The organism is Flagellimonas aquimarina (assembly GCF_003149745.1).
Classification (GTDB): Bacteria; Bacteroidota; Bacteroidia; order Flavobacteriales; family Flavobacteriaceae; genus Flagellimonas; species Flagellimonas aquimarina.
Genome location: NZ_QGEG01000002.1, coordinates 314,819 through 341,818, shown reverse-complemented (window position 1 = coordinate 341,818; position 27,000 = coordinate 314,819). Strand labels below are relative to the sequence as shown.

Below are 27,000 nucleotides of genomic sequence, written 5' to 3'. Positions count from 1 at the left end.
AATGAAGTTTCAAGTAGTATCAGAATTCAGCCCAACTGGTGATCAACCTCAAGCCATAGAACAATTAGTTAACGGTATTGCCGACAAAGAAAGTCACCAAACCTTGCTTGGTGTAACAGGTTCCGGAAAAACATTTACAGTTGCCAATGTAGTGGAAAAAACACAACGTCCAACCTTGGTTTTGGCCCATAATAAAACATTGGCCGCTCAGTTGTATTCCGAGTTTAAGCAGTTTTTTCCAAACAATGCCGTTGAATATTTTGTTTCTTACTATGACTATTATCAACCCGAAGCGTACATCCCAACAAGTGGACTCTATATAGAGAAGGATCTATCCATTAACGAAGACATTGAAAAACTTAGGCTAAGTGCAACTTCATCATTATTGTCAGGACGTAGAGATGTACTTGTAGTAGCATCCGTTTCTTGTTTGTATGGTATTGGAAATCCTGTTGAATTTCAAAAAAATGTGATATCCATTCATAGAGATCAAATTATCCCAAGGACAAAATTTCTAAAACAATTGGTACAAAGTCTATATTCCAGAACCACCGCAGACTTTAGAAATGGAAATTTTAGAGTTAAGGGAGATGTTGTGGACGTTTTTCCCGGTTATGCTGACCATGCATTTAGAATTCACTTTTTTGGAGATGAAATCGAAGAAATTGAAGCCTTAGACCCCTTCAACAACAAAGTTATTGAGGTCTATGATTCGCTAAACATCTATCCGGCAAACATGTTTGTAACCTCTCCAGATGTTCTTCAAAACGCTATTCATCTGATTCAAGATGATTTGGTTAAGCAAATAGATTATTTCAAAGAAATAAGCAGACCTCTTGAAGCAAAACGTTTGGAGGAACGTACCAATTTTGACTTAGAGATGATAAGGGAACTAGGCTATTGCTCTGGAATTGAAAACTATTCTAGATATCTGGATGGTAGGGAACCTGGCACAAGACCCTTTTGCCTGTTAGATTATTTTCCAGATGATTATCTAATGATTATTGACGAAAGTCACGTAACCATCCCCCAAGTTCACGCCATGTATGGAGGGGACCGTTCCAGAAAAGAAAATTTAGTGGAATATGGATTCCGACTGCCAGCCGCTATGGACAACAGACCTCTGAAGTTTGAAGAATTTGAAGCACTCCAAAATCAGGTGATTTATGTAAGCGCAACCCCTGCAGACTATGAATTACAGTTAAGCCAGGGAGTATATGTGGAGCAAGTAATAAGACCTACTGGTTTGTTAGATCCAATTATTGAAGTACGTCCCAGCCTAAATCAAATAGACGATTTGGTCGAAGAAATTCAACAACGTGTTGATGCTGATGAACGTACCTTGGTAACAACTCTGACCAAACGTATGGCTGAAGAATTGGCAAAATACCTGACCAGAATTAATGTTAGGTGCCGATACATACATAGCGATGTGGATACTCTAGAACGTGTTGAAATTATGCAGGACCTAAGGAAAGGTATTTTTGATGTTCTCATTGGAGTAAACCTGCTGCGAGAGGGCTTGGATTTACCAGAGGTGTCGCTTGTTGCCATTTTGGATGCTGACAAAGAAGGATTTTTACGCAGTAATCGCTCTTTGACCCAAACCGTGGGCAGGGCAGCTCGTAACCTAAACGGAATGGCAATAATGTATGCCGATACTATTACCGAAAGCATGCGTAAAACTATAGATGAAACCAACTACCGAAGAGAAAAGCAAATTACGTACAATACAGAAAACAACATCGTTCCTAAAGCACTAAATAAAAATTTGGACAGTGCATTGGCTAAAAATTCTGTTTCTACTTATCATTTTCAAAAAGAAGAACTCCGAGCCGCAGAACCCGAATTGGAGTATTTGACCTCACAGCAAAAGGAAAAAATGATTCGCGATAAAAGAAAAGCCATGGAAAAAGCTGCCAAAGAATTAAACTTTATGGAGGCTGCGAAGTTGAGAGATGAAATAAAAATTTTGCAAGAATCATGATAAAAAGACTTTTACCAAAGCAATGTTTACTTGTCTTTTCCTGCCTATTATTTGCCTTAGCAAGCAATGCGCAAAGTCTGAGTAAAAAACAAATTGAAGATGCTTCTGAAAATGCGTTGCCAGAAGCCGTGAAAGATTTGTTGGAGTTTTTACAAATTCCCAACAATGGAAATTTTCCAGAACAAATTGAAAAAAACTTGAACAGGTGTTCAGTTATTTTCTCTGATTTGGGATTTAAAACCCAAAGATTGGAGACAACAGGTGCCCCTCTCCTTTTTGCAGAAAAGATATATAAAAAAAAGGCGAAGACCATGTTATTTTACTTACAGATTGATGGTCAGCCGGTAGATACTTTGGCATGGAACCAACCTAGCCCTTACCTACCGGTAATCAAGAAAAAAGTTGATGATAACTGGGTAATTGTGCCTAGTATTGAAAATAATGCAGAGCTTGATAAAGACTGGAGAATCTTTGCCCGCTCTGCTTCAGATTCCAAGGGACCTGCGATGGCCTTTATTTCTGCATTACGAGTTTTGAAAAAATTGAATAAAAAACCGGAATACAACATAAAGGTGATTATGGATTTTCAAGAAGAACTTGGCTCACCCGATCTCCCTGGCGTGGTCAAGAGCTACAGTGCACTTCTTAAAGCTGATGCCATACTGATTATGGATGGTACAAGACATCTATCCAACTTACCTACTCTTACATATGGAGCAAGAGGAATTGCAACAGCTACCTTAAGGGTTTTTGGTGCCAAACGGTCTTTGCATAGTGGGCAATATGGAAATTTTGCACCAAACCCAGTTTATGAGGCATCTCGTTTAATAGCTTCTTTTAAGAATGAAAAGGGTCAAGTCGTAATCCCAGGTTTTTATGATGGTATTGAATTAAGCGCTATGGAAAAGGAAAAACTGAATCAAGTTCCAGAAGACATGGAGGTAATTAAAACTACTCTTGGGATTTCCCAACCAGATATGGTGGGAGAGACTTATCAGGAATCGCTTCAATATCCTTCACTAAACATCAGGGGATTAAAAGCTGCCTGGGTAGGTGAAGAGGTGAGAACACTTATTCCTTCTGAAGTGATTGTAGAAATTGATATGCGTTTGGTACCAGAATCAAATGGAAAAAGGTTGATGAATCTATTAAAGCAGCATATTATTAATCAAGGTTTTCATCTGGTCGATTCAGCCCCTACTGATGAAGACAGGGCCAAATATAAAAAAATGGCATCTTTTGATTATCGCCTTGGTTCAAGTGCTTTCCGTACCTCCTTTGATTCTTCTCTGGGCAAAATGCTAAATCTTGCAATGACCCGCTTATTTGACAACAACTATATTAATATGAGAACAACAGGAGGGTCACAGCCTATTGGCCCATTTATAAATACGCTTGGCGTGCCAGCGGTATCCCTGCGAATACCTAATCCCGATAATAGTATTCATGCACCAAATGAGAATTTAAGAATAGGAAATTTTTTGGAAGGCATTATGTCCTGTATTACTGTCTTAAATCAACCTATGCAATAAGGTTTCTTAAGTTTTAACAAAAAGAAAGCGCGCTCCCAGCACAAAAATGTGCAGAAACGCGCTTCCAAACTAACCAACTAAACCAACCATCATGAAACACCTAGTTAGGTGCTCTTTCAATATCTTTCTTATACTTACTCGATTGTAATTAATCGTTTGGGTCTTGGCAAAGCCTCTTCTTTTTTAGGTAAAGTCAACCTAAGGATTCCATTTTCATATGCAGCGTCAATTCTAGTGCCATCGACTGTTTCTGGTAGTGTAAATACTCTTTTAAAAGATGAAAAAGAGAATTCTCTTCGGGTATAATTCTCCTTTGTTTCTTTACTATCTGTTTTTACCTCAGTGGAAATGGTTAAAACATCATTGTCCACCTCTATCTTAAAATCATCTTTGTTACCACCTGGAACGGCAAGTTCCAACTCAAAATTTTCGTCGTTATCCTTTATGTTGACAGCAGGTAAATCAGTATTCAGATTTTCCATGCCACCAAACCAATCTGGTCTTACCAAATCATTCATTAAAGAGGGAAAAAACAAGCTATTTCTTTTTACTATACTCATGGCGATTCATTTTTTATATTAAACATTTAAATCAACCATTTATAGTCAAATCCTATACCGTTAGAATAAATATGCCATTTTGGCATTTTATTAACAAATAGTAATGACAAAATGTCTTTAATTGTAATGTGCTTTAAAAATATTGATGAGTACATCAGGCGGAACAACCTTATCAGGGTATTTATGCATTACCTCTAAAACTTGCCCAATTGCAGATGGGGGCAGCCCCATATTAAGACCAATGTTGTGAAGCGTATGTATCTCTTTCTCGTGCTGTTCTTGGTCTATATTCATTAAAAGCAGCAGTCTATGAAACTGAACAATACGTTCAGCCTGAGATTTCAATACTATTTTTGGAGATTTTTCTTTTAAGAGCGCATCAAATATTTCTTTATCAACACCTAAATTAGAGGCCACCCCAAGTAAAAAATGGTATTCAGACTCTTTAAGAGAATAATCCACTCTAGCGAAGGCAATCATTTCTGAAAGAATGCTTAATTTTTCTTTTTGAGTACCCATTATGTTGGTTTTGGGGCTTGGTTCATATAAGATAACTCCAAAACAACCAACTTTAGTGCATAAAAACCCTGAATTGCTTTAAGACCCGGCTTGCCAACTCAAATAATCTAGTGTAATTATGTATGAATTTCTTTAAAGGGCATTACCAAAGGAATGATATTCCAAGTAATTAAAAAAAACAAAAAAAGGCAACGTTAGTAAAACGTTGCCCCGTATTTTGTAAAATGAGAAAGTTCTATCCCAATACTTCTTTTACCTTATCAGCCGCTTCTTGAAACTGAACAGCAGAATGTACTGCCAATCCAGAGTTGTCTATAATCTCTTTGGCCAATTCTGCATTTGTACCTTGCAATCTTACTATGATTGGCACTTTTATAGCGTCTCCCATATTTTTATAAGCATCTACAACACCTTGTGCTACACGGTCACAACGTACAATACCTCCAAAAATATTGATGAGTATTGCCTTTACATTAGGGTCTTTCAAAATAATACGGAATGCCTCCTCAACTCTTTTAGCATCTGCAGTACCTCCCACATCCAAAAAGTTAGCTGGTTCACCTCCTGCCATTTTTATCAAATCCATCGTTGCCATTGCAAGTCCGGCTCCATTTACCATACACCCTACATTACCATCTAGATCAACATAGTTTAGTCCCACTTCCCGTGCTTCAACCTCAATTGGGTTTTCTTCACGTAAATCACGCATTTCTGCATAGGCCTTTCTTCTATATAGGGCGTTATCATCTATGGACACCTTGGCATCTACCGCCATGATCTTATCGTCAGATGTTTTTAGAACAGGGTTGATTTCAAACATATTTGAATCACTTTCAACATAAGCCTTATATAGTGATGATACAAATTTTGTCATTTCTTTAAAAGCCGTACCAGATAGTCCAAGGTTAAAAGCAATTTTACGCGCTTGAAAAGGCATTAATCCTGTTGCTGGGTCAATCTCTTCGGTATAAATAAGATGCGGAGTCTTTTCTGCCACTTCTTCAATGTCCATTCCTCCCTCCGTAGAATACATGACCATATTTCTACCGGTAGCCCTGTTTAACAAAACCGACATGTAAAACTCATTGGTCTCACTATCACCAGGATAATAAACATCCTCCGCAACAAGTACTTGGTGTACTTTTTTACCTTCAGCAGAAGTTTGAGGAGTTATAAGGTTCATTCCTATTATATTTCCTGCTATCTCTTCTACTTCTTTCAAGTTCTTGGCAAGTTTTACTCCACCACCTTTACCTCGGCCACCTGCATGTACCTGCGCCTTTATAACATGCCATCCTGTACCTGTTTCCTGTGTAAGTCTTTTGGCAGCATCTACTGCTTCTTTTGCATTGCGTGCAACTAATCCGCGTTGGATTCTTACTCCAAAACTGGCTAAAATTTCTTTCCCTTGATATTCATGAAGATTCATCTGTGAACTAACTTTTATTTGCCGACAAAAATAGAAAACGACATTGACAAATAGAAGGTGAAGAAAGAATAATTGGAAATGTGCTCTATTTTAATAGTATTATCCAAAAAAGCCACTCCCCATTTTGCAAAAAAACGACAATAAACTAGACCGTGAAATTTTTAAAATCCAGAGGATCAAAATTTTTAAAATGCCCGTTCATTTCAATAATTCCTTTTGTGCGATTAACTTCTCCCAGCACTGTAGTAGTGGTTTCTAGGTGCTTTTTAATAAACAACAACCGATCTGTCTCATTCGAAATTTGAAGAAGTTCATATTCCTGTTCAAAAGAGAGTCCCATTTTATGTGCAAGTGAATAGCTATTAAAATGCTTGGGAGAGATCTTTGTGAAAGGTACATCCATCAGATTATATAATTGTTCAACCTTTAACAGAACTTCTTTTCTCAATTCTTCGTCAGCTTCATTTTCAATATCCAAAAATTCCACATCACCTCCAGCATAAAGCTTCCCTTCCATCTGATTCTCAAAAGACAGAATTCTAAACACTTGTCTAGCTACACAAACTACATCCATTTCCCCACTTTCATATGTTGTTACAACCTCAACCAATTGTACTTCAACACCAAAAGACAAAGTATTGTTAATAAAAACGGGGATACCAAATGTTACAGCCTCTTGTCTACAATCATTGATCAATTGCTTGTAGCGTTCTTCAAAAATATGCAGTGGTACGGTTTCTCCTGGAAAGAAAACAGATTGCAATGGCAATAGGGGTAATCTCATCATTGTAATTTGTGTTAAATGTACAATGTCAAGTTTAAAGGAACAAGTAGAAATATTTGATTGATTGTTATTTTTAAAACAAATTGTTATATTTATATTAATTGACCTGATATTCTTGTAGAACTAGATGGCAACGTTTAGTTTTGTTCAAAAGACTTATAGCATATGAATTCCTTAAATCTATTGAAAATTGCAGAGCAATTTGGTGCCCCCCTATACGTATACGATGCTGAAAAAATTTCTTCTCAATTTAAACGCTTAACCAATGCTTTCAAAGGGGTTAGCAATCTACGTCTAAACTATGCGGCTAAAGCTCTTTCCAATATATCGATCCTTCGTCTAATGGAACATTTGGGAAGTGGTTTAGATACCGTTTCCATTCAAGAAGTAAAATTGGGACTTATGGCGGGGTTTAAGCCAGAATCCATTATTTATACGCCAAATGGAGTTTCTCTAGAGGAAATTGAAGAGGCCTCTGCTCTTGGTGTTCAAATTAATATTGATAATTTATCTGTATTGGAACAGTTTGGCAGCAAGCATCCAGATGTTCCGGTGTGCATACGCATTAACCCCCATGTAATGGCAGGGGGCAACTCTAACATCTCTGTAGGTCATATAGATTCAAAATTTGGTATCAGCATTCATCAGATTCCACATTTGTTGCGTATTGTGGATTTGACCCAAATGAACATCAATGGAATTCATATGCATACTGGGAGTGATATTTTGGACATTGACGTCTTTCTTTATGCATCTGAGATTTTATTTGAAACAGCCAAAAATTTCAAAGATTTGGATTTCATAGACTTTGGAAGTGGTTTTAAAGTTCCATACAAAGCTGGAGACATTGAAACCAACATTGAAGAATTGGGAAAAAAATTAACAACAAGATTCAACGAATTCTGCACAGAGTATGGAAAAGAACTTACCTTAGCTTTTGAACCGGGGAAGTTTTTAGTGAGTGAGGCAGGCTACTTTTTGGCCAAAGTAAATGTGGTAAAGCAAACAACTTCTACTGTTTTTGCCAGTGTAGATTCAGGGTTCAACCACCTAATTAGGCCTATGTTATACGGAGCATCACATCAAATAAGTAACATTTCCAACCCAAAGGGAAGAGAGCGCTATTACTCTGTTGTTGGCTATATATGTGAAACGGACACATTTGGAAGCAACCGAAGGATTAGTGAAATCTCTGAAGGTGATGTTTTATGTTTTAAAAATGCCGGTGCCTATTGTTTTACAATGGCCAGTAATTATAACTCCAGATTTAGACCTCCTGAAGTGCTTTGGCATAATGGAAAAGCCCATTTAATACGAGAACGAGAGACTTTTGATGACATTCTTAGAAATCAAGTAGATGTAAAAGAACTATTTGAATCTCCAGAAAAAATAGCCGCCAAATAGCATGGGGGTTATTGCTATATTCATATCCATTACTTTAATCTTTCTGGCTGGTCTTCATTTTTACTGGGCCTTATTTGGCATTAAGGATCCCTCTACCGTACTTCCCACTAACTTAAAAAGCAATAAAGTAAAGTCTCCGGGGAAATTTGGAGCCGTATTAGTAGGTATCGCATTACTTTTCTTTGCTTTTGTGTTCATAAACAAAGTAACTGTTTATATTGAATCTGGCTGGTTAAACTATACTTCAGCAGGTATTGGTCTTTTGTTTATTGTGCGTGCTTTGGGGGATTTTAAATACGTTGGTTTTTTCAAATCTGCCAAGAATAGTAAGTTTTCTGCTCTTGACACTCGATACTATTCACCTTTATGCCTTCTTTTAGGAGCTTTAATACTTATTTTAGAGGTATTCGGTTAAATACTATTTTGGCACAATTTTCGTTAGTTTTGTAATAGTCGTAAGACTAAACCCTCAAAATAAAGAACGATGCGCTCAGTTTTTACCTACATTACTAAAATAAGTTTACTTCTTTTTCTTTTGGTTGGATTTCAAACCCAAGCCCAAAATGTGGAATGGTTAAGTTGGGACGAAGCGGTTGAATTGTCACAGACCGATGCGGAGCCAAAAAAAATGTTTATTGATGTTTATACAGACTGGTGTGGCTGGTGTAAAAAAATGGATAAAGACACCTTTCAAAATGATGAGGTAGCTGCCTACATGCAAGACAATTTCTATATGGTCAAATTAGATGCCGAAGGTAAAGACCCCATTGATTTTCAAGGTAAAACATTCAACTTTGTGGCTTCTGGTCGAAGAGGATATCATGAATTTGCTGCTGCTTTGTTACAGGGGAAAATGAGTTACCCTACAGTTGTATTTCTAGATGAAAAATTAAATATGCTATCTCCTGTTCCTGGATATCAGAAAGTAAAACCTTTTTTACAGATTGCTCGTTATTTTGGTGACAATATCTACAAGGATAAAGATTGGAACACCTATGCTGGTCTAGGAAAATAGATTGGCCTTTATTTACAAAATCGACACTACTAGAAAGCCCAAGTAGGTCCCAAGGGCATTACCCAAAGTCCCAACTAATATTGCAGGTAAAATCAGCTCTTTTCTATTAAAAGTCTCTGCAAGTGCAATAGCAGAAGTACCACCTCCAATGTTCGCTTGACTTGCTATTGAAATCATATCCCAATCTCTAAAGGTGAAAGCTCCTAAAAGAACAATAATACATCCGTGAATAAAAACTGCTATTGATGTAAATAGCAATAGTGTAAGTCCAACTTCCTTTAACGCTATTACTGAACTTATTTCACAATAAGCACCAATTACGGCAAGAAACAGATAAACCAAATATAGCCCTAGTGTGTGACCACCTTTTAGTTTAGATACAAAGGAGGTTTGCGCAAGTATGATCCCGAAAGTAGAAAGTGTAATTATAGATGGTATTCTTGGAAATACCTCAGCAATGAGTTCAGAGACCAAGAACGCGGCCAACCCAATAAACAATAACCAACCCATTGATTGTAAATTGATCATATCGTTTTCGGTTTTATCATTTTCAGTAGAAGACGCCCTTATTTTTTTATCCTTAAAAAAACGTCTTAGCAACACAGGAAAAGCTATGGTGACAATTACCCAAATTGCTGTAATTACATTATCTACGGCAATGGCTCCCGCATAAAGTGTTCCACGCTCCTGAAAATCATATGCCAATGCAACAGCATTAAAATTTACACTACCACCAGTATAGGTTCCGGTTAACATTCCTGCTAAAATTTTTCCATCACCACCCAATACATTTTGTGGAGAAACCAGGTACCATGAAACCAAAATACCCATTACGGTGGCCAATGAACCTATCAAAAATAAACCTATCATGGGTCCACCAGCCATTTTAATGGATCTTAGGTTTGCCCCCAGTAATAAGAAAAATATGGAGATAGGTGCCAAATAACTAAAAATAGCATCATACAGTGGAATCGTATTTGAAGCGGATGGAATCAGCTTCAAATTGGCAACAATTGCGGTGAAAACAATGACCAATAATGCAGCACCCATAGGTTTGCCCCATTTTGTTTTAGCTGCATACAATGATAAAATTACCATCAGGCATAAAACTGTTAATACGTAAACAGGGTTTTCTATAAAATTCATGCTCTAGAATGTAATTCCAATAGCAAACATAACAAATGGGTTTAGTTATCCAACAAACCATTTGGATAAATAATAAAAAGAGAATTAGAATCCGGTTATGGACTATCTGCTATAATTAGGACTTTCTTTAGTGATGGTAACATCGTGTGGGTGACTTTCGTTGATGCCACTAGCAGTAATCTTGACGAAGCGTCCCGATTCTTTTAAGGCTTCAATGTCCCCAGCACCACAATAGCCCATTCCGGCTCGCAAGCCTCCAACAAATTGGTGAATACTCTCGAACAAGTCGCCTTTGTATGGAACGCGACCTACAATGCCTTCTGGAACCAATTTTTTAATATCGTCCTCCACATCTTGAAAGTACCTGTCTTTACTTCCTTCCTTCATGGCTTCAACAGAACCCATTCCTCGGTAAGATTTAAATTTCCGTCCTTCATAAATAATCGTTTCTCCTGGAGATTCTTTGGTTCCTGCCAACAATGAACCCAGCATAACAGTATCTGCTCCGGCAGCAATGGCTTTTGGAATATCGCCTGTATATCGGATTCCTCCATCTGCAATTACCGGAACTCCGCTTCCTTTTATGGCAGCAGCTACCTCCAGAACAGCAGAAAATTGGGGAAACCCTACTCCTGCAACCACTCGCGTGGTACAAATAGAGCCGGGGCCAATACCCACTTTTACAGCGTCTGCACCTGCTTCAACTAAATACTTTGCCGCTTCTCCAGTGGCAATATTTCCTACTATCACCTCCAATTGTGGGAAAGCTTTCTTAACTTCCTTGAGCACATTTACAACTCCTTTGGTATGGCCGTGCGCCGTATCAATTACAATGGCATCGACTCCAGCATTGACCAAAGCTCCTGCCCTATCCACTGCATCTCCTGTGACACCAATTGCCGCGGCAACCCTTAGCCGGCCATATTGATCCTTATTGGCCATTGGCTTTTGGGTAAGTTTAGTGATATCCCTAAAGGTGATTAACCCAACCAACACATAATCATCATTGACCACCGGGAGTTTTTCAATCTTGTTCTTCTGTAAAATGACCTCTGCCTCCTCAAGTGAAGTTCCTTCACCTACGGTAACCAAGTTTTCTGTGGTCATCACTTCTGCAATAGGTCTATCATCATTTTTTTCAAAACGTAGATCACGATTGGTAACAATCCCTATTAGTTTTTTATCAGAATCGACAATAGGAATTCCACCAATGCTGTGCTCTTTCATGTTAGCCTTTGCATCTCCAACAATGGAATTTAAGGGGAGTGTAACAGGATCCATTATCATTCCGCTTTCCGCCCTTTTCACCTTCCTGACCTTGATAGCTTGCTGTTCTATGGTCATGTTTTTGTGCAAAACGCCAATGCCGCCTTCTTGTGCCATGGCAATGGCCATTTGCGACTCTGTAACCGTGTCCATGGCAGCGGAAACTATAGGGACATTAATAGTTATGTTTCTTGTAAATTTGGTCTGAATATTGACTTCTCTTGGGAGTACTTCTGAATATCCCGGCACAAGTAGTACATCATCGTACGTTAAACCTTCGCCAAGAATTTTGTTAAGGTGGGCTTCCATTGCAATTACGGATTAATTGCGTGCAAATATACCATATTTTAATTCAAATCTTCCTGTTATAAAATTGACAATAGTTTTATCATTATTTTTATTTAGACTTATTATAAATAATTTTATCTTTACATTATAACTTCTACTATATGTGCCCTTCTTCAAAAATATTGAATCAGTCCAAAAATGGGATATTGACCTTTTGTAATGAGAGCAAACTTTTTCAAATGGTTTTTAATAATTTGTGCTTTGAATATTACGAATGGGAATTAGAATCATTTAAATCGCATCTTTCAGAATTGGATTTAGAATATTGGGAAAAAACTTTTAAGAAATCATTGCATCAGCGAAAAATACCCATTTCCGTCGGTAACAAATGCTTTATAATTCTTGTAAATAGACAGGAGATATCTGAAATAAAGAGTTTGTTGAACATTCAGAAGAATCCAATCAAGTTTTTGAAGCTAAAGGATATTGATTATACCTTGTTAGAAAACTAATCCCCAAGTGTTCTCAGGGTTTAGTGGTTTTGAAAGCGGTTATTGGATTCAGCGGCTTTCCTTTTTATACTGTTAATGTTCACTTTTTTTAAGACATTGCAGTAGAACCAAGCAAGAGGAAAATGTAAAGGTAAGGGTCATTAATATACCTGAAAAAATAACAACAAACTTAAACCATGTAATACCTATCCACATTAGGTATATTCCGCCAAAAGTTAGCAGCACGGAAAGGAAAGGTTCAATAGTTAAAAAAAGTTTCCATTTTTTAGGGAGTTTTGTAATCCACACAAGTGCGCCCAATAAAAAAAAGACAAAGGACATAGATAGAATGTGAGTGTGCACAATGGTAAGCATTTCGCGCTCTCCTTTTTTGAACTTCATTATTGTGGCATCCGCATCCTGTTCGTTACCAAGGTAGTTTTCTTCAACACCGGCTGGAGTGGTCGCTTCTGTTTGTTTTACAAATAACAATCCTGTAAAAAACCCTATGGAAAGTATAACAACAAATACCGCAATGAAAAGGCGTATTTCCCTTGGAAATGTGCTCAAAAGCCCATTATAGTTCATTATAGTTGTCCTTTTTCCTGAAGAATACCTATGGTTTGAAAAAGGTTGTCCATGGACCTGGTCATTGAACGAACCGATATTGTTGCTCCTGAAATGGCATCAATGTTAGTTTCAGCATCCACCCTATCTCCCCCAGTCATACCAAGAAATTGTTTTAACCAGCGTTTACTTCCTATCTCCCCACCATATTCCTCTCTATATACCAAAACCTTTGAATTAATAACTTTCACCTCATCATCAAATACTACTAAATAGTCAAATTTGGCTGTCTTGCTCGGGGCTTGGCCCACAAAAACATATCCTAAAAGCCCCTCTCCGGCATGAACCCTAAATAAATTGTCTCCGGAAATTTTAGTGGGAAGTTCTACGTTCAAATCTTCCTGAACTTCAATTGGATTCAAAGTAAAATCGGTCACCTCAAATGTTTTTCCCACTTCTTTAACAACTCTTTTGTGCACTCCAGTTGTCATTCCAAAACCACAGATTATGATGAGTGTAAGTATGGCGACATATGATTTAACCAATTTCATACTTCAAATATATTAATTTAGACTTATTATGAATAAAAATAAGCTAAAGAATGTATTAACAATTTTAAAAAAGGTATGAACTAAAACCACACTCCAATCCCAAAGTTAAGTCTGTCAGTAACATCATCGCCATCAAGGGCGTTGCTCCTGAACTGATAATCCCCTTTTATAACAACTCCTGGAGCAATATGGTAAGTAAGCCCCGTTGTAACATCTGTTCTATCATATGCTTCGTTTTCCACCAAAATGCTATCAGTGTCGGCATGCGTATCATATTTTTCATAGCGGGTAAAAGCAAAAAGCTTTTGCCTTTTATCTGCCGGAAGCAGATTATAAGCCCCCTCAACATACCATCCCTGCAAGGCACTGCCCAAATCTCTTCCGGTGGCATTGTTATAAACTTCTGTATCTGAAAGTGAAGCGTGGATAAATTGTCCTCTTGCTGTAAATCTTTGGTAGGCATATCTAGCATCAAGCCCCAGCATGGCAATACCAATATCTGAACCATCAACTTCTTCTATATCATCATCTGCTTGGGTTCTTCCAAAATAAGTTGATAGTCCCAATCGTAAGCCACGAATGCCATAATAATCCAGTTTGGTAGAAAATGTTGGACTATCTATCGTAGATCTAATTCCTTTTTGACGCCCACTGCGTAACCCATTAGACCCTCTTAAAATACCATTTACACCTCCTTCACCATCTGCCTCTGCAGATTTGAATCCATTAAAAAGATAGGCTTGGTACCCCAATGAAATAGAATTGAATCTACCGGTAACCCCAACTCCAAGTTCACGCCAAGTCGTGGGCACTATTACGTTATCTATAGCCGGCCTTTCTGTACCATTAAAAGTAGTAGGTTCATGAAACTCATTAATTATGCCCATTGGCACTAACATTAACCCTCCACGTACATTGAAGTTAGGAGCTGCATTGTAATTTACAAATGCTTGTTCCACAAATACCTCTTCAACATGTTCAAACTCAATTTCCGTAACAAACTGTGTACGGTCGTCAAATCGATATCCGAACAAAACAACCAATCGTTGCACATCAATTTCACCATTCTCACCATTTGGTTGATTGTACAACATCTCTCCATAGGCACCAACCGTAACAGCAGAAGCGTAATTGCCCGAAAGTAGTCTTTGGGCCGCATTAATTTGTTTTTGGGGGTCTAATGTGATTGAATCTGTTTGGGTTTGTGCAAAAATCAGAGATGAAAATAATACTGTTGAAAAGAGAATAAAATGTCTCATTGAAAAGTATGTTATGTTTATTTAGATTAGTTTTAAATAAAAGAGAGCGCAAATTTATTTAGACCAACAGAATAGACCAAATTTATTTAGACTTAATTTAAATAAATTTTAAGATTTAACATTTTGGCAAACTTCAAAGTAGCATTTAAAGAATTTAATGATAGACGGAAAAGAGTTCTGTGGCCTTATTATAGGCGGCTTCAAAAACCATCCAGTTCACCCCCGAATCGGCTTTTTCTGTGGTAAAATAAGATAGCATCTTTTCTGTTGGCATATTCCCGGTAAGTTCATCCTTTGCCATAGGACATCCACCAAAACCCTGCACGGCACCATCAAAACGTCTGCACCCCGCCTTGTAGGCAGCATCTACTTTTTCATGCCACTTGGTTGGTGTTGTGTGCAGATGGGCTCCAAATTCGATATCGGGGTATTTGGGGATTAAATTGGAAAACAAATAGTCTATAATTTCTGGTGTTGAACTACCAATAGTATCCGACAATGACAGGATTTTAGCTCCCATTCCCGCTAGTTTTTCCGTCCACTCCCCTACTATTTCCACATTCCAAGGGTCTCCATAAGGGTTTCCGAAACCCATAGAAATGTAGGTGACCACCTCTTTATTTTTGGTATTTGCAATCTCCAAAATACCTTTTAAAGTTTCCACAGACTGTGCAATAGTTTTATGTGTGTTTCGCATTTGAAAATTTTCCGAAATTGAAAATGGATATCCCAGATAATCAATGGCATCATGTTCACATGCGTCGCTAGCTCCTCTTGTGTTGGCTACAATTGCCAATAGCTTGCTCTTGGTCTTGGTCAAATCCAGCTGTGCTAACACATCTGCTGTATCTACCATTTGTGGAATAGCTTTCGGGGAAACAAAGCTTCCAAAATCAATGGTATCAAAACCGCACCCTAACAAGGATTGAATGTACTTTACTTTTTCCTGGGTTGGAATAAAAGTTTTAATGCCTTGCATGGCATCTCTAGGACATTCTATGAGTTTAATTTTTGACATAGGTTGCCTGTAAAATTAACACTATTTATCCGATAGAAATAAGTAAATGGCAATCCCAATGAAAACTAGAATTTGTAACCATTTTAGGTAAACACCTGTATTTGGATTTTTTAAAAGGTAGCCAGAAATACTTCCGGCCAAGAATGCAATGGTACTGAACACCACAAAGGCTGACAACATAAAGAGTAATCCCAGTACATAGAATTGAATTACGATGTTTAACTCATTGCTGAAAAGAAAACCTGGAAAGAAAGCCAAAAAGAAAATAGTCACTTTAGGGTTAAGTACGTTCATTGTAAAGCCTTTCCAGAATAGTTTGGACAACCCCTCTATTCTGGCTTTCTTGTTCAAAGAAATACCAGCATCACTTCTATAGACCATTATGGCTAAATATATTAGATAGGCGGCTCCAAAAAGTTTGATGCCGAAAAAGAGTGAATCACTTCGTTTAATGACCTCAGAAACACCAAAGGCCAACAAAGTAGTATGTACAAGACATCCGCTGACCAAGCCAGCTACCGTGGCCAATCCGGATTTCACTCCATTGGAGATACTTTGGGTGAGCACAAAAATGTTATCTGGACCCGGCGAAATGGCAAGTGCCGAAGAAGCCATTATAAATACCAAAAGCGTGTCGTAGTTCAAATTACCAGGTTTAGTCTAGAAATTTACAAAATAATGTATACGGCAAAGATGAGTGTTCTACCAGGTATATGCTGGTGGTTCTATATTGTTCATTCTTAGGTAAAGATTGGCCTTGGCCCTATGATTGGTTAAATGGTCTTGCACATAGAAAAAGGCAAAAGCCCTACTTACTGTATTTCCGCTATGGTACATAACGCAGGTTTCTTCCAATTTTGATTGCTCAATAGTATGAATAACCTCTGTTGTATATGAAAATCCTTTTTTCAAGAGCTGTATTATCTCTGCTTTGGTCATTTTAGAAGCATCCGGCGTATTTGGCTTCACATCCATTCCTTGCACATATCTTTTGGTTAGTAATTCTATGGTATATCCAATATGGACCATTTGCTCAGCAAATGTCTTACTCTCGGGTGTGGGCCGATATCCATATAAGTCTTCGGGCATGGCATTCGCAACTTCCAAACAGTGTTCTTGGGCCTCAACCCAAACGGGCAGGTACATTTTTGTGAACTCTGTCTTGGGTTCCCCATTATTTTGTGCAAGCATCATTAACACAGATAGAAATGCTGCGGATGTACAAACTATATTTTTCATTGTAACTATTGAATTAGACTTTTGCGAGTATAGCCTGATTTATTTTTTTGATAAGTGCAGGTCCTTCATAAACAAAACCTGTATAAAGCTGTACCAAATCAGCACCTGCATCCAACTTTTCAAGGGCATCCTCAGCTGAATGTATCCCTCCCACCCCAATAATGGGAAACGCTTTGTTGCTTTTTTCCGCTAAAAACCTAATTACTTCCGTACTTCTTTTGGCAAGTGGTTTTCCGCTTAAACCACCTTTTTCTTCCGCTAGGGTAAGGTGGGCTTTTAAGCCTTTTCTTGAAATAGTCGTATTCGTTGCAATAATTCCGTCAATTGCCGAATCCTCCATGATCGAAATAATATCCAGCAACTGGTCATCTGTTAAATCTGGGGCAATTTTTAGTAGAATAGGTTTTTCTTTTAATTGGTGTTTTTTAGCCAATTTCCCATTTTGATTCTTTAACTTTTTCAATAACTTGGTTAAAGGCTTTTTGTCCTGTAACTCCCTAAGCCCTGGTGTATTGGGCGAGCTTACATTTACAACGAAGTAATCCACATGTTCAAAAAGAGCCTCAAAACATATAAGATAGTCCTTTGTGGCATTCTCATTGGGCGTTAATTTATTCTTGCCAATGTTGCCCCCAATAAGTACTCTATGTTTTTTCTTTAGCTGCTCTACCGCTTCAAAAACACCCTTATTATTGAAGCCCATACGATTGATAATTCCTTCGTCATCCAACAACCTAAACAATCTTTTTTTAGGATTTCCTTCTTGCGGCTTAGGTGTTAGTGTGCCTATTTCAACAAAGCCAAAACCAAAATCGGAGAGTTCGTTGTAGAGTTTGGCATCTTTATCAAATCCTGCTGCCAATCCAACTGGGTTTTTGAACTTCAACCCAAAAACCTCACGTTCCAAAGATGGGTCATTGATAACAAACGCTTTTCTAAAAAGTCCAGAAAACCCTAATTTGGAAAGTATCTTTATCGCCCGGAAAGAGAAATGATGAGCCATTTCAGCATCAAGCAAAAAAACTAAAGGACGGATAAGAAGCTTGTACATCTAAAAAATTTTGAACAAAAATATAAACTCTTAAAACAGTATTTAACAAATCCTCTATTTTTCGTCAACTGACCTACTTACATATATAGGTTGCAAGGTCAACTGGCTACAAAGTTCTAGATAGAAATTGTACTGTTTCTCATTAAAAATTGATAGTAATCTTTTGTCCTGCCGTAGCACATTCTGTTTCATACTATCTAAAATGTCCTTGTACTTTTGGGACATGGCCACCAAATCCTCAGGTGAACTCTGCGCATGTTTTTTTAAAAGAAACTCTGCCTGATTCTTTAAAATCTCATTTCTAATTCTGAGCTCGGCACTCCAGTTTCTCATTTTTTCCATTTGCTCGTCATTAAGTTGAAAAACCTCTGAAATCATTTCGTCATCTTGACCACCAATGCCTAAAATGCAATCTTGCTGGGCCATTCCATATAGGTTGGCAAACAGAAAAAAATAAAAAAGAGTTGCTTTCAATTGGGTTGGTTTTCAAAAGTTGGGAAAGATAACTTTTCAAGCACTTTTTTTCTTAAAATCACGATTGAATAAACGTTATTTTTGATGAAACGCACTTTATGGAAAAATTACTACCTCGATTTCTAGAATATGTGTCCATTGATACGCAAAGTGACCCCCATTCCAAAACTACTCCAAGTACAGAAAAACAATGGAATTTGGCCAAAAAACTGGTTATGGAACTTCACCAGGTTGGAATGCAGGAAGTATCCATAGATGAAAACGCCTATATCATGGCAACTCTGCCCAGCAACATTGACAAAAAAGTGCCCATTATAGGTTTTATCTCCCATATAGATACTACACCAGATTTTACAGGGAAAAACGTTAAGCCACAAATAGTGGAAAATTATGATGGAAAAGATATTGTCCTCAATAAAGCCAAAGACATTGTATTATCTCCAGATTATTTTGAAGACTTGCTGCAGTATGAAGGTCAAACATTGATTACTACAGATGGCACCACCTTATTGGGAGCGGATGATAAGGCAGGAATTGCAGAGATTATTACAGCAATGGAATATCTTACGCAGCATCCGGAAATAAAGCATGGCGAAATCCGTATTGCTTTTACTCCTGATGAAGAAATTGGCAGGGGAGCCCATAAATTTGATGTGGATAAATTTGGTGCAGCTTGGGCTTACACAATGGATGGAAGTCAAGTAGGTGAATTGGAGTTTGAAAACTTCAATGCAGCCAAAGCAAAAATCAAGATTGAAGGAAAAAGTGTCCACCCGGGCTATGCCAAGAATAAAATGGTAAACGCCATTGGTATTGCCAATGAATTTTTGAGTCTTTTACCCCCTAAAGAAGTCCCAGAAAAGACCTCGGACAGGGAAGGTTTTTTCCATGTGCACAAAATTAAAGGAGAAATTGAAAAAGCAGAAATAGAACTTATTATCCGAGATCATGATGAAAACCACTTTGAAGCAAGAAAAGAACTACTTAAGGACATTACTGAAAAACTTATAAGTAAATATGGTGATTTTTTAACGATTGAGATAGAAGATCAATACCGCAACATGAGAGAAAAAGTGGAACCAGTTTTTCATATTGTTGAAATTGCAAAGGAAGCTATGGAGTCTCTTGGTATTGAGCCTATTATAAAACCAATACGCGGAGGAACAGATGGTTCCCAATTAAGCTATAAAGACTTACCTTGTCCTAATATCTTTGCTGGAGGTCACAATTTTCATGGTAAATATGAGTATGTACCATTAGAAAGTATGGAAAAGGCGGTTCAAGTAATTGTTAAGATTTGTGAGCTTACAGCAATTCAAATTAAGTAAGATGGAAAAATCAGAAAAACTGGATATCTATTTTCAGGAAGAGCATCATTTTAGGCAAGGAATCTGCATTCTGCGAGAACTAGCTTCGCAAACAAACAGTGTAGAAGACTATAAGTGGAACATACCTGTTTATACTGTAAAAGATAAAAATGTATTTGGTATTTGTAGGTTTAAAAATCATTTTGGCGTGTGGTTCTATAATGGTGTTTTTCTTAAAGATCCAAAAAAAGTGTTGCGCAATGCCCAGGAGGGCAAAACCAAAGCAATGCGCCATTGGTATTTTTCCTCTGAAAAAGATATTGATCAAGCAACTGTACTGGCTTATATGAACGAAGCTATTGAAAACCAAGAAAATGGTATAGAAATGGTTGCTGCCAAAAATACAGAGCCCATAAAGGCTCCTGCATTACTGCAAACCAAACTAACACAAAGTGATGTTCTTAAAGCTTCTTTTGATACACTCTCTCCATATAAACGAAAGGAATATTGCGAATACATTAATGAAGCCAAACAAGAAAAAACAAAAATTAGAAGGCTGGAAAAAATCATTCCAATGATAGAAAAAGGCATAGGACTTAATGACGCTTACCGTTAACAAGTTTAAAAGCTCCTTTTGCTCGTCATCCTGAGCTCGTCGAGGGAAGGAACTATGTTCCTAAATTCATACGGGTCATCCATTAATTTGGTCTGGATTTTTACAATAAAAATCCCGAACTTCACTTATCAGTTGCTAAAGAATCATTGAAACGATTTTTAGCTTATCGTTGTACGCAAGCAATCGATACTAAAGAAATATAAAATGAAAAATTCAATTTTAATCCTATTTATTTTTGCCTCATTATCCGCATTTTCCCAAGATTCTGAATATAAGGTTTCATCATATCTTACTGAAGGTACAAAAGCACCAAATACTCATTACATTGGAGAAGCTTGGCTAAATGCCATTATTCACGATGACAAAGAATTGGGTTATAATATCACAAAAGCAACCTTTAAAGCAAATTCAACCTTGGATTGGCATAAACATAGTTCTGCCCAAGTCTTAATAATTGTGGATGGAGAAGCTTATTATCAGGAAAAAGGAAAAGAACCCGTAATTCTGAAAGAAGGAGATGTAATTAAATGCGAAAAAGATATAGAACACTGGCATACCTCTACCAAACTTAGTGATGTAACATATTTGGCTTTATATGGTGGCGGAAAACCAACCACTTGGACTGAAGTAGTAACGCAAGAATATTACGATGGTATAGCCAAAAAGTTGAAAAGTAATTGAATTAAAATGCCAGCGTACAACAACGGCTATAATTCATTGTGGCGGAGTTTTACATCGAAAATTCCTATCATTCAATCATCGCTTGGTTCTCGCGGAATGGTCCTAGCGGACAATTCCACAACGAAACCATAGCCAAACTGATAAGTGCAACCATATCAAAGGATATTGCTTATCCAACTTTTGGTAGCTTCCAGCCATTGTGATAGGCTGTCTTCAAAAGCGCATCGGCTTCACTTTTATTAAAACTCGATTTTTCGGTATCCCAGAACAATCGTTCCCCTGTTTTAAAAGCAATATTGCCCATGTGGCAAACCTTGGCCGCATCGTATCCAACTTTTATAGGGGCTCTTAATATGGTTCGATCTCGCTGTTTTACTGCTTCAACAAAGTTGGCAGTATGTAGGTCCAATCCGTTACCGGTATTGGGTTGCAATGAAACCGGTTCTATTTTGGGCCCAAGGTCCTCACTCCAATTTGGACGGTTTTTTTCTGGAATTACTTCCCAACCTCCACGATCTAACACCAAAGTACCATTGTTTCCAATAAAAGCTATTCCGTGGTTTCGTCCATAACTACCTCCATCAATACCCGTTGCATGTTCCCATAAAAGTGAGAAATCATCAAATTCATAAACGGTCTGTAAAGTGTCCGGGGTTTCAGACGCATCATTGGGGTATGCGAATTTTCCACCCAAAGCCATAATAGACTTAGGTGTTGAAGCTTTCATTCCATACAGTGCATAATCTATTAGGTGAACCCCCCAATCAGTCATTAATCCACCCGCGTAATCCCAAAACCATCTAAAATTAAAGTGGAAGCGATTTTGGTTGAAAGGACGATTTTGCGCAGGTCCCAGCCACATTTTATAATCCACTCCGTTTGGAACTGCACTATTGGGAACTACCGGCACGGGTTTCATCCAACCTTGAAATGCCCAGGCTTTGGCCATGCGTATTTTTCCCAAGGCCCCGGAGTGCACATAATTTATTGCGTCAACAAAATGAGGTTGACTACGCTGCCATTGTCCTATTTGAACGATCCGATCGCTAGAATTGACCCGGTTCAACATTACATCACACTCGGCTATGGAGTTGGCAATAGGTTTCTCGCAATACACATCTTTCCCTGCTTGCAAGGCGTCAATCAATTGTAAGCAATGCCAATGGTCCGGAGTACCCACAATTACAATATCCAAATCTTTATTCTCTAGTAATTTACGGTAGTCGCTGTATAACTTGGGTTTTTTAAGACCCGCTTTTTCTAAATCTGCCACACGTTGGTTAAGCACATTTTCATCTACGTCGCATAATCCCAAAATATTGATTTCTGACATTTTTAGCATGGAAGTCAGATTGGCAAAGCCCATTCCTTTGCATCCAATTAGGCCGACATTGATTCTGTCGTTGGCTCCAACTTTTTTTCGCATTGTTGCCAAAAGTTCCATTGGGAATAGTGTTGAGACTGCCACTCCTCCAGCAAACAATGTATTTCTTTTGATGAAATTTCTTCTAGTTTCCATGATAAAAATTGATATTCAACAAGTTATCACTTTTTTATCATTTTCGGTCCGAAACAAAAAAAGCACCCAAAGGGTGCTTTTTCATCAAACATTTAATCTTGTTTACTTTTTGGCCGGAGCTGATAATTTTTTGCTCATCTCCATGGATATGGCGGAACGGTCAAATTTTAAACGACCTGCCATAGTTTCTATGACGCAAGAAAAATCTTTGTCATTTAATTCCACAATTTTGCCGTGAAGTCCGCTTTTGGTGATTATTTTATCACCTTTTTTGAGCTCCGAAGTAAATTTTTTCTCATCCTTCTGACGTTTCATCTGTGGGCGAATCATAAAAAAATAAGCCACAACAAAAATCAATATCAGTGGTAAAAACTGTCCAATATTTTCCATCTAAAAAATTGCTCTATTTAACAGGACCCGCAGCTTGTGCGTTCTTTGGGTTAACAAAGGCCTTTATTCTTAAAAGTTCTGAGCCTTTTTCTGTATTTGCGGTAACAGTTACCGTTTTGGTCACTTGATTTTGACCAGAACCGTTAAATTTCACTAACAATTCGCCTGTATCTCCTGGAGCAATTGGTGTGTTTTTTGGATATTCAGGAACTGTACATCCACAACTGCTCTTGGCATCGGTAATAATTAAAGGTGCATTCCCTGTATTTGTAAATTTAAATACCGTCTCTTGCGCAGTACCTTGTGCAATTGTACCAAAATCATGTTCTGATTTATCAAAACTCATTACAGGAAGTTGCTTTTGCGCCTCATCTCTGTCTGTGGCACTTTCAACATTGTCAGCAACTATTTTACTTGAAGCTTTGTCCTTGCAAGAAACACTTACAAGAGTTACAGCTAAAATCAAACTTAAAATTGTTGTTATTTTTTTCATACTAAAAAATTATTTTTTCCAAAATTAATCAAATATTGTTTATTGTAGACCTCTTCCCATTTTTTGCAGTTTACCATTGGATTTATATTCCTTGGCCAACTTATCCAAAACCCCATTAATAAAAATACTGCTCTTGGGCGTGGAATACTCTTTTGCTATTTCCAAATATTCGTTGAGTGTTACCTTCTCAGGTATAGATGGGAAATTGAGCAACTCGCAAATAGCCATTTTTAGGATAATGGAATCAATTTCTGCAATACGGTCATTATCCCAGTTTGGGGTTTTTCCTTCGATTTCTTTTTCCCATTTAGCATCATTCAACAAAGTTTTGGTCAGTAGCTCATTGGCATATTCCATGTCTTGTTGATCCTTTAACAAGGAAGGAAGGAAAAAACTTTCTTCAGAAGATACAGTGGCTTTCCTCAACCGTTTTACCAAGTAAGTGTTTACTATTGGAATATCATCCACCCAAGTAAGCTTGTCATCTTCAAAGTATTCGTAAATCTTGTCATTGGGTGCTATAATGCTTTTGTAAAGTTGCAGTATTACTTCTTTATCATGTTCATAGCCACCTTTATCGCTTGTCATGTACTGCTTATAGATATCGCTTGCAACAACCTCTTTGTAAATGATTTTAACGTACTCCTCATTCAAGTACCAATTGTTCAATTTTCTTTTGGAGAGTTCTTTTTTTAGCGATTCATTGTTGGAGATTTGAAGCAATAATTTGTTTTGAACAAATTTTTCTCCATTTGGATACTTGTCATCCTCTGTGGCAACATATTTTTTAGAGGCATGGCTCACATGCTTTTCGGCCATTTTATGTAATTCGGCCAAAAGACTCAAAACAAGTAAGTAGAGGACATACATGTTGTCAATACTTACTTTTAGAAATTTCTGTTGTTTCTCCAAAGAATCATCCTTGGATTGAATCAATGCATAAATGCATTGCATTACTTTTACTCTGATATGCCTTCTGGTAAGCATTTTTAAAGAACTTTTAAAGTCGTTAGTTGGCTTTTACTGCGCAAAAGTAATCTTATATTTCATTCCTACCTACCAAAGTTGTTTTCTTATCAGTTTTATAACATTTACTTTGTTCGTAATCCCATATATTTGCTGAATTGTCATCGAAAAACTACTTCTGAAAAACCATCTTTTCCTCTTATGAAGGAACTAAAACACCTTAACAAATACTTTAAAAAATACTGGTTCAAACTTTTTTTGGGGATTTTAATCACCATTATTGCCCGTGTTTTTTCCCTTATCATGCCTTCGTATGTAAATAAATCCATACAGGCTGTTGAGGGTTTCATCTCTGAGACCATTTCCATATCTGAAGCTAAAGGGCTCCTGTTTGAATATATACTTATTATTGTTGGAGCCGCTCTACTTTCTGGGCTTTTTACCTTTTTAATGCGGCAAACTATCATCAACGTTTCCAGATATATAGAATATGATTTAAAGAACGAGGTCTTTGATCATTATCAATTCCTAAATCTTAATTTTTACAAAAAGAATAGGATTGGCGATCTAATGAACCGAATCAGTGAAGACGTCAACCAAGTGCGAATGTATGGGGGACCAGCAATTATGTACGGCATTCAGACCCTTACGCTCTTCGCTTGTTTAATTCCATTAATGTTCATTAAAGCTCCCACTTTGGCAGCTTACACATTGCTCCCTTTACCCTTTTTATCTGTTTTAATCTATCAGATAAGTAAAATCATACACAAAAGAAGTACAAAAGTACAGGAGTATTTATCAACGCTTTCCACGTTTACACAGGAATCCTTTTCTGGAGTTTCGGTAATAAAGGCATATGGACTGGAGCCCAAAATCAATGCTGAACTTAACGATTTGGCCATTGAAGGAAAAGATACCAGTATGGATTTAGCCAAAGTAAATGCTTGGTTCTTTCCGTTAATGATTTTGTTGATAGGAATAAGCAACATTTTTGTTATCTACATTGGCGGCAAACAATACATAAATGGCGAAATAGCTTCCATAGGTATTATTGCCGAGTTTATACTTTATGTGAACATGCTTACATGGCCCGTTGCCGTTGTAGGCTGGTTGACATCCATTGTACAACGAGCAGAGGCTTCCCAAAAAAGAATCAATGAATTTTTACAAGTTCAGCCCACCATTAAAAATGAGGTTGAAACAGCAACACCAATAATCGGAAGCATTGAATTTAGAAACGTGACCTTTACCTACGAGGATACAAATATAACCGCGCTCAACAACATTTCCTTTGCCATAGAAGCAGGGCAAACAGTAGCTTTTCTAGGAAAAACAGGGTCTGGAAAATCCAGCATTCTAGATTTGGTAGCCAGACTTTACGACACTTCATCTGGCGAAGTTTTAATTGATGGTACCCCAGTCCAAGAATTAAATCTAAATAGCTTACGAAGTGCTATTGGAGCAGTGCCCCAAGATGCTTTTCTATTTTCTGACACCATAGAGAACAACATCCGATTTGGTGATGAAAATGCTTCTTTTGAAGAAATTGTTTCCGTTGCAAAAAAAGCAGCGGTTCATGCCAACATTGAAGGATTCACCAATAAATATGATACCGTTCTGGGTGAACGTGGCATTACATTGAGTGGAGGGCAAAAACAACGAGTATCAATAGCCAGGGCCTTATTAAAAAACCCACAAATATTTCTTTTTGATGATTGCCTGTCTGCAGTGGACACTGAAACTGAAGAAGAAATATTGAATAATTTAAAACAAGTATCTCAGAATAAAACTACACTTATTGTAAGCCATAGAGTATCCTCTGCAAAAAATGCAGATAAGATAATTGTGCTTGAAAATGGTTCAATAATCCAAGAAGGCACACATGATGAGTTAAACAATATTGAAGGTTACTACAAAGAGCTCTACCTGAACCAACTCTCTGAGAAAGAATGATAAAAAAGTTGCTGAATTAGCATTTTTTTTACATTTTTGGTAGAATTATTCAACATTGCACTAAACGACACACTATACCATATGGGCGAGAAAGATACAATGGATCAGGAAGAAATTTACTCCAAAGTCCTACGAGCAGGGAGAAGAACCTACTTTTTTGATGTAAGAAGCACCAAAGCAGGTGATTATTATTTAACAATCACTGAAAGCAAAAAATTCACACATGATGATGGCTCCTTTCACTACAAGAAGCATAAAATCTACTTATACAAAGAAGATTTTGCAGCTTTTAAAGAAATCATGGAAGAAATGATGGATTACATCATTGACGAAAAAGGTCAAGAAGTAATTTCCGAAAGACATCAAAAAGATTTCAAAAAAGAAGAAGAAAATAAAGCAAGTCAAAATGGAGAGGCAACAGGAAACTTTACAGATGTTGATTTCGATGACATCTAAACTGAATCTCTAAAAAAAACTTAAAACGACCTCTACTAA

The 27,000-nt window shown here is 37.4% G+C and carries 29 protein-coding genes; 11 read left to right on the top strand and 18 right to left on the bottom strand.

Annotated features, from left to right (window positions below):
- Position 1 precedes the first annotated feature (1 nt).
- Together uvrB and DKG77_RS08320 are read left to right on the top strand one after the other, a co-directional pair.
- On the top strand, positions 2-1,987 hold the full coding sequence (gene uvrB / locus DKG77_RS08325) for an excinuclease ABC subunit UvrB (RefSeq protein WP_109662095.1): 1,986 nt from the start codon (positions 2-4) through the stop codon (positions 1,985-1,987).
- Entirely contained in the window at positions 1,984-3,519 is a 1,536-nt protein-coding gene (locus tag DKG77_RS08320) for a M20/M25/M40 family metallo-hydrolase (protein ID WP_109662094.1), read from the top strand. The genes uvrB and DKG77_RS08320 overlap by 4 nt, the downstream gene beginning before the upstream one ends.
- A gap of 134 nt (positions 3,520-3,653) precedes the next feature.
- Here DKG77_RS08320 and DKG77_RS08315 read toward each other — a convergent pair whose 3' ends face one another.
- The 4 genes from DKG77_RS08315 to DKG77_RS08300 form a co-directional block, all read right to left on the bottom strand.
- The gene (locus DKG77_RS08315; RefSeq protein WP_109662092.1) at positions 3,654-4,079 is read right to left on the bottom strand and encodes an Hsp20/alpha crystallin family protein; all 426 of its coding nucleotides are present in this window, start codon (positions 4,077-4,079) and stop codon (positions 3,654-3,656) included.
- Positions 4,080-4,196: 117 nt separating this feature from the next.
- Positions 4,197-4,598, bottom strand: coding sequence for a hypothetical protein (locus tag DKG77_RS08310; RefSeq protein ID WP_109662090.1), 402 nt, complete (start codon positions 4,596-4,598; stop codon positions 4,197-4,199).
- A gap of 235 nt (positions 4,599-4,833) precedes the next feature.
- The gene (gene sucC / locus DKG77_RS08305; protein ID WP_109662089.1) at positions 4,834-6,027 is read right to left on the bottom strand and encodes an ADP-forming succinate--CoA ligase subunit beta; all 1,194 of its coding nucleotides are present in this window, start codon (positions 6,025-6,027) and stop codon (positions 4,834-4,836) included.
- Between the two features lie 145 nt (positions 6,028-6,172).
- Positions 6,173-6,814 (bottom strand): LON peptidase substrate-binding domain-containing protein, encoded by a 642-nt coding sequence (locus DKG77_RS08300; protein WP_243414891.1) that lies wholly within the window; start codon positions 6,812-6,814, stop codon positions 6,173-6,175.
- A 162-nt stretch (positions 6,815-6,976) separates the two neighbouring features.
- Here DKG77_RS08300 and lysA point away from each other — a divergent pair, with 162 nt between their 5' ends.
- From lysA to DKG77_RS08285, 3 genes are all read left to right on the top strand, one after another.
- Entirely contained in the window at positions 6,977-8,215 is a 1,239-nt protein-coding gene (gene lysA, locus DKG77_RS08295) for a diaminopimelate decarboxylase (RefSeq protein WP_109662085.1), read from the top strand.
- Between the two features lies 1 nt (position 8,216).
- The gene (locus tag DKG77_RS08290; RefSeq protein ID WP_109662083.1) at positions 8,217-8,630 is read left to right on the top strand and encodes a DUF3995 domain-containing protein; all 414 of its coding nucleotides are present in this window, start codon (positions 8,217-8,219) and stop codon (positions 8,628-8,630) included.
- Between the two features lie 69 nt (positions 8,631-8,699).
- The gene (locus tag DKG77_RS08285) at positions 8,700-9,230 is read left to right on the top strand and encodes a thioredoxin family protein (protein ID WP_109662081.1); all 531 of its coding nucleotides are present in this window, start codon (positions 8,700-8,702) and stop codon (positions 9,228-9,230) included.
- Positions 9,231-9,242: 12 nt separating this feature from the next.
- On the opposite strand, the gene DKG77_RS08280 is transcribed toward DKG77_RS08285, so the two are convergent.
- Together DKG77_RS08280 and guaB are read right to left on the bottom strand one after the other, a co-directional pair.
- The gene (locus DKG77_RS08280) at positions 9,243-10,328 is read right to left on the bottom strand and encodes a DUF819 family protein (RefSeq protein WP_109663680.1); all 1,086 of its coding nucleotides are present in this window, start codon (positions 10,326-10,328) and stop codon (positions 9,243-9,245) included.
- A gap of 150 nt (positions 10,329-10,478) precedes the next feature.
- The gene (gene guaB, locus DKG77_RS08275; RefSeq protein WP_109662079.1) at positions 10,479-11,951 is read right to left on the bottom strand and encodes an IMP dehydrogenase; all 1,473 of its coding nucleotides are present in this window, start codon (positions 11,949-11,951) and stop codon (positions 10,479-10,481) included.
- Positions 11,952-12,091: 140 nt separating this feature from the next.
- On the opposite strand from guaB, the gene DKG77_RS17260 reads away from it, so the two are divergent.
- A complete protein-coding gene (locus DKG77_RS17260) occupies positions 12,092-12,442 on the top strand; it encodes a DUF6686 family protein (protein ID WP_109662077.1) in 351 nt (116 codons plus the stop codon).
- A gap of 72 nt (positions 12,443-12,514) precedes the next feature.
- Here DKG77_RS17260 and DKG77_RS08265 read toward each other — a convergent pair whose 3' ends face one another.
- The 8 genes from DKG77_RS08265 to DKG77_RS08230 form a co-directional block, all read right to left on the bottom strand.
- A complete protein-coding gene (locus DKG77_RS08265) occupies positions 12,515-13,009 on the bottom strand; it encodes a hypothetical protein (RefSeq protein WP_109662075.1) in 495 nt (164 codons plus the stop codon).
- The gene (locus DKG77_RS08260) at positions 13,009-13,539 is read right to left on the bottom strand and encodes an FMN-binding protein (RefSeq protein ID WP_109662074.1); all 531 of its coding nucleotides are present in this window, start codon (positions 13,537-13,539) and stop codon (positions 13,009-13,011) included. Before DKG77_RS08260 ends, DKG77_RS08265 begins: the two co-directional genes overlap by 1 nt.
- Positions 13,540-13,619: 80 nt before the next feature.
- Positions 13,620-14,798, bottom strand: coding sequence for a hypothetical protein (locus tag DKG77_RS08255; protein ID WP_109662072.1), 1,179 nt, complete (start codon positions 14,796-14,798; stop codon positions 13,620-13,622).
- A 154-nt stretch (positions 14,799-14,952) separates the two neighbouring features.
- Positions 14,953-15,816, bottom strand: coding sequence for a hydroxymethylglutaryl-CoA lyase (locus DKG77_RS08250; RefSeq protein ID WP_109662070.1), 864 nt, complete (start codon positions 15,814-15,816; stop codon positions 14,953-14,955).
- 21 nt (positions 15,817-15,837) lie between these two features.
- Positions 15,838-16,461 (bottom strand): LysE family translocator, encoded by a 624-nt coding sequence (locus tag DKG77_RS08245; protein ID WP_243414890.1) that lies wholly within the window; start codon positions 16,459-16,461, stop codon positions 15,838-15,840.
- 57 nt (positions 16,462-16,518) lie between these two features.
- Entirely contained in the window at positions 16,519-17,055 is a 537-nt protein-coding gene (locus tag DKG77_RS08240; protein WP_109662066.1) for a DinB family protein, read from the bottom strand.
- A gap of 13 nt (positions 17,056-17,068) precedes the next feature.
- On the bottom strand, positions 17,069-18,106 hold the full coding sequence (locus DKG77_RS08235; RefSeq protein WP_109662064.1) for a quinone-dependent dihydroorotate dehydrogenase: 1,038 nt from the start codon (positions 18,104-18,106) through the stop codon (positions 17,069-17,071).
- A 54-nt stretch (positions 18,107-18,160) separates the two neighbouring features.
- On the bottom strand, positions 18,161-18,532 hold the full coding sequence (locus tag DKG77_RS08230; protein WP_133248439.1) for a hypothetical protein: 372 nt from the start codon (positions 18,530-18,532) through the stop codon (positions 18,161-18,163).
- Positions 18,533-18,678: 146 nt separating this feature from the next.
- Between DKG77_RS08230 and pepT the strand changes: the two genes are divergently transcribed.
- From pepT to DKG77_RS08215, 3 genes are all read left to right on the top strand, one after another.
- Positions 18,679-19,908 (top strand): peptidase T, encoded by a 1,230-nt coding sequence (pepT, locus tag DKG77_RS08225; RefSeq protein ID WP_109662059.1) that lies wholly within the window; start codon positions 18,679-18,681, stop codon positions 19,906-19,908.
- 1 nt (position 19,909) lies between these two features.
- Positions 19,910-20,503 (top strand): YdeI/OmpD-associated family protein, encoded by a 594-nt coding sequence (locus DKG77_RS08220; RefSeq protein WP_109662057.1) that lies wholly within the window; start codon positions 19,910-19,912, stop codon positions 20,501-20,503.
- A gap of 204 nt (positions 20,504-20,707) precedes the next feature.
- On the top strand, positions 20,708-21,184 hold the full coding sequence (locus DKG77_RS08215; protein WP_109662055.1) for a cupin domain-containing protein: 477 nt from the start codon (positions 20,708-20,710) through the stop codon (positions 21,182-21,184).
- Positions 21,185-21,353: 169 nt separating this feature from the next.
- Here DKG77_RS08215 and DKG77_RS08210 read toward each other — a convergent pair whose 3' ends face one another.
- From DKG77_RS08210 to nusB, 4 genes are all read right to left on the bottom strand, one after another.
- Positions 21,354-22,703 carry a Gfo/Idh/MocA family protein gene (locus tag DKG77_RS08210; protein ID WP_109662053.1) on the bottom strand — a complete coding sequence of 450 codons (1,350 nt, stop codon included), beginning with the start codon at positions 22,701-22,703 and terminating at the stop codon, positions 21,354-21,356.
- 102 nt (positions 22,704-22,805) lie between these two features.
- Positions 22,806-23,093, bottom strand: a complete 288-nt coding sequence (gene yajC, locus DKG77_RS08205; RefSeq protein ID WP_109662052.1) for a preprotein translocase subunit YajC — start codon at positions 23,091-23,093, stop codon at positions 22,806-22,808.
- A 13-nt stretch (positions 23,094-23,106) separates the two neighbouring features.
- Positions 23,107-23,586 (bottom strand): DUF1573 domain-containing protein, encoded by a 480-nt coding sequence (locus tag DKG77_RS08200; RefSeq protein ID WP_109662049.1) that lies wholly within the window; start codon positions 23,584-23,586, stop codon positions 23,107-23,109.
- Between the two features lie 39 nt (positions 23,587-23,625).
- The gene (gene nusB, locus DKG77_RS08195) at positions 23,626-24,573 is read right to left on the bottom strand and encodes a transcription antitermination factor NusB (RefSeq protein ID WP_109662048.1); all 948 of its coding nucleotides are present in this window, start codon (positions 24,571-24,573) and stop codon (positions 23,626-23,628) included.
- Between the two features lie 180 nt (positions 24,574-24,753).
- Here nusB and DKG77_RS08190 point away from each other — a divergent pair, with 180 nt between their 5' ends.
- Positions 24,754-26,505 (top strand): ABC transporter ATP-binding protein, encoded by a 1,752-nt coding sequence (locus tag DKG77_RS08190; RefSeq protein WP_109662046.1) that lies wholly within the window; start codon positions 24,754-24,756, stop codon positions 26,503-26,505.
- Between the two features lie 81 nt (positions 26,506-26,586).
- Positions 26,587-26,961 carry a PUR family DNA/RNA-binding protein gene (locus tag DKG77_RS08185; RefSeq protein ID WP_109662044.1) on the top strand — a complete coding sequence of 125 codons (375 nt, stop codon included), beginning with the start codon at positions 26,587-26,589 and terminating at the stop codon, positions 26,959-26,961.
- The last annotated feature ends 39 nt before the right edge of the window (positions 26,962-27,000 follow it).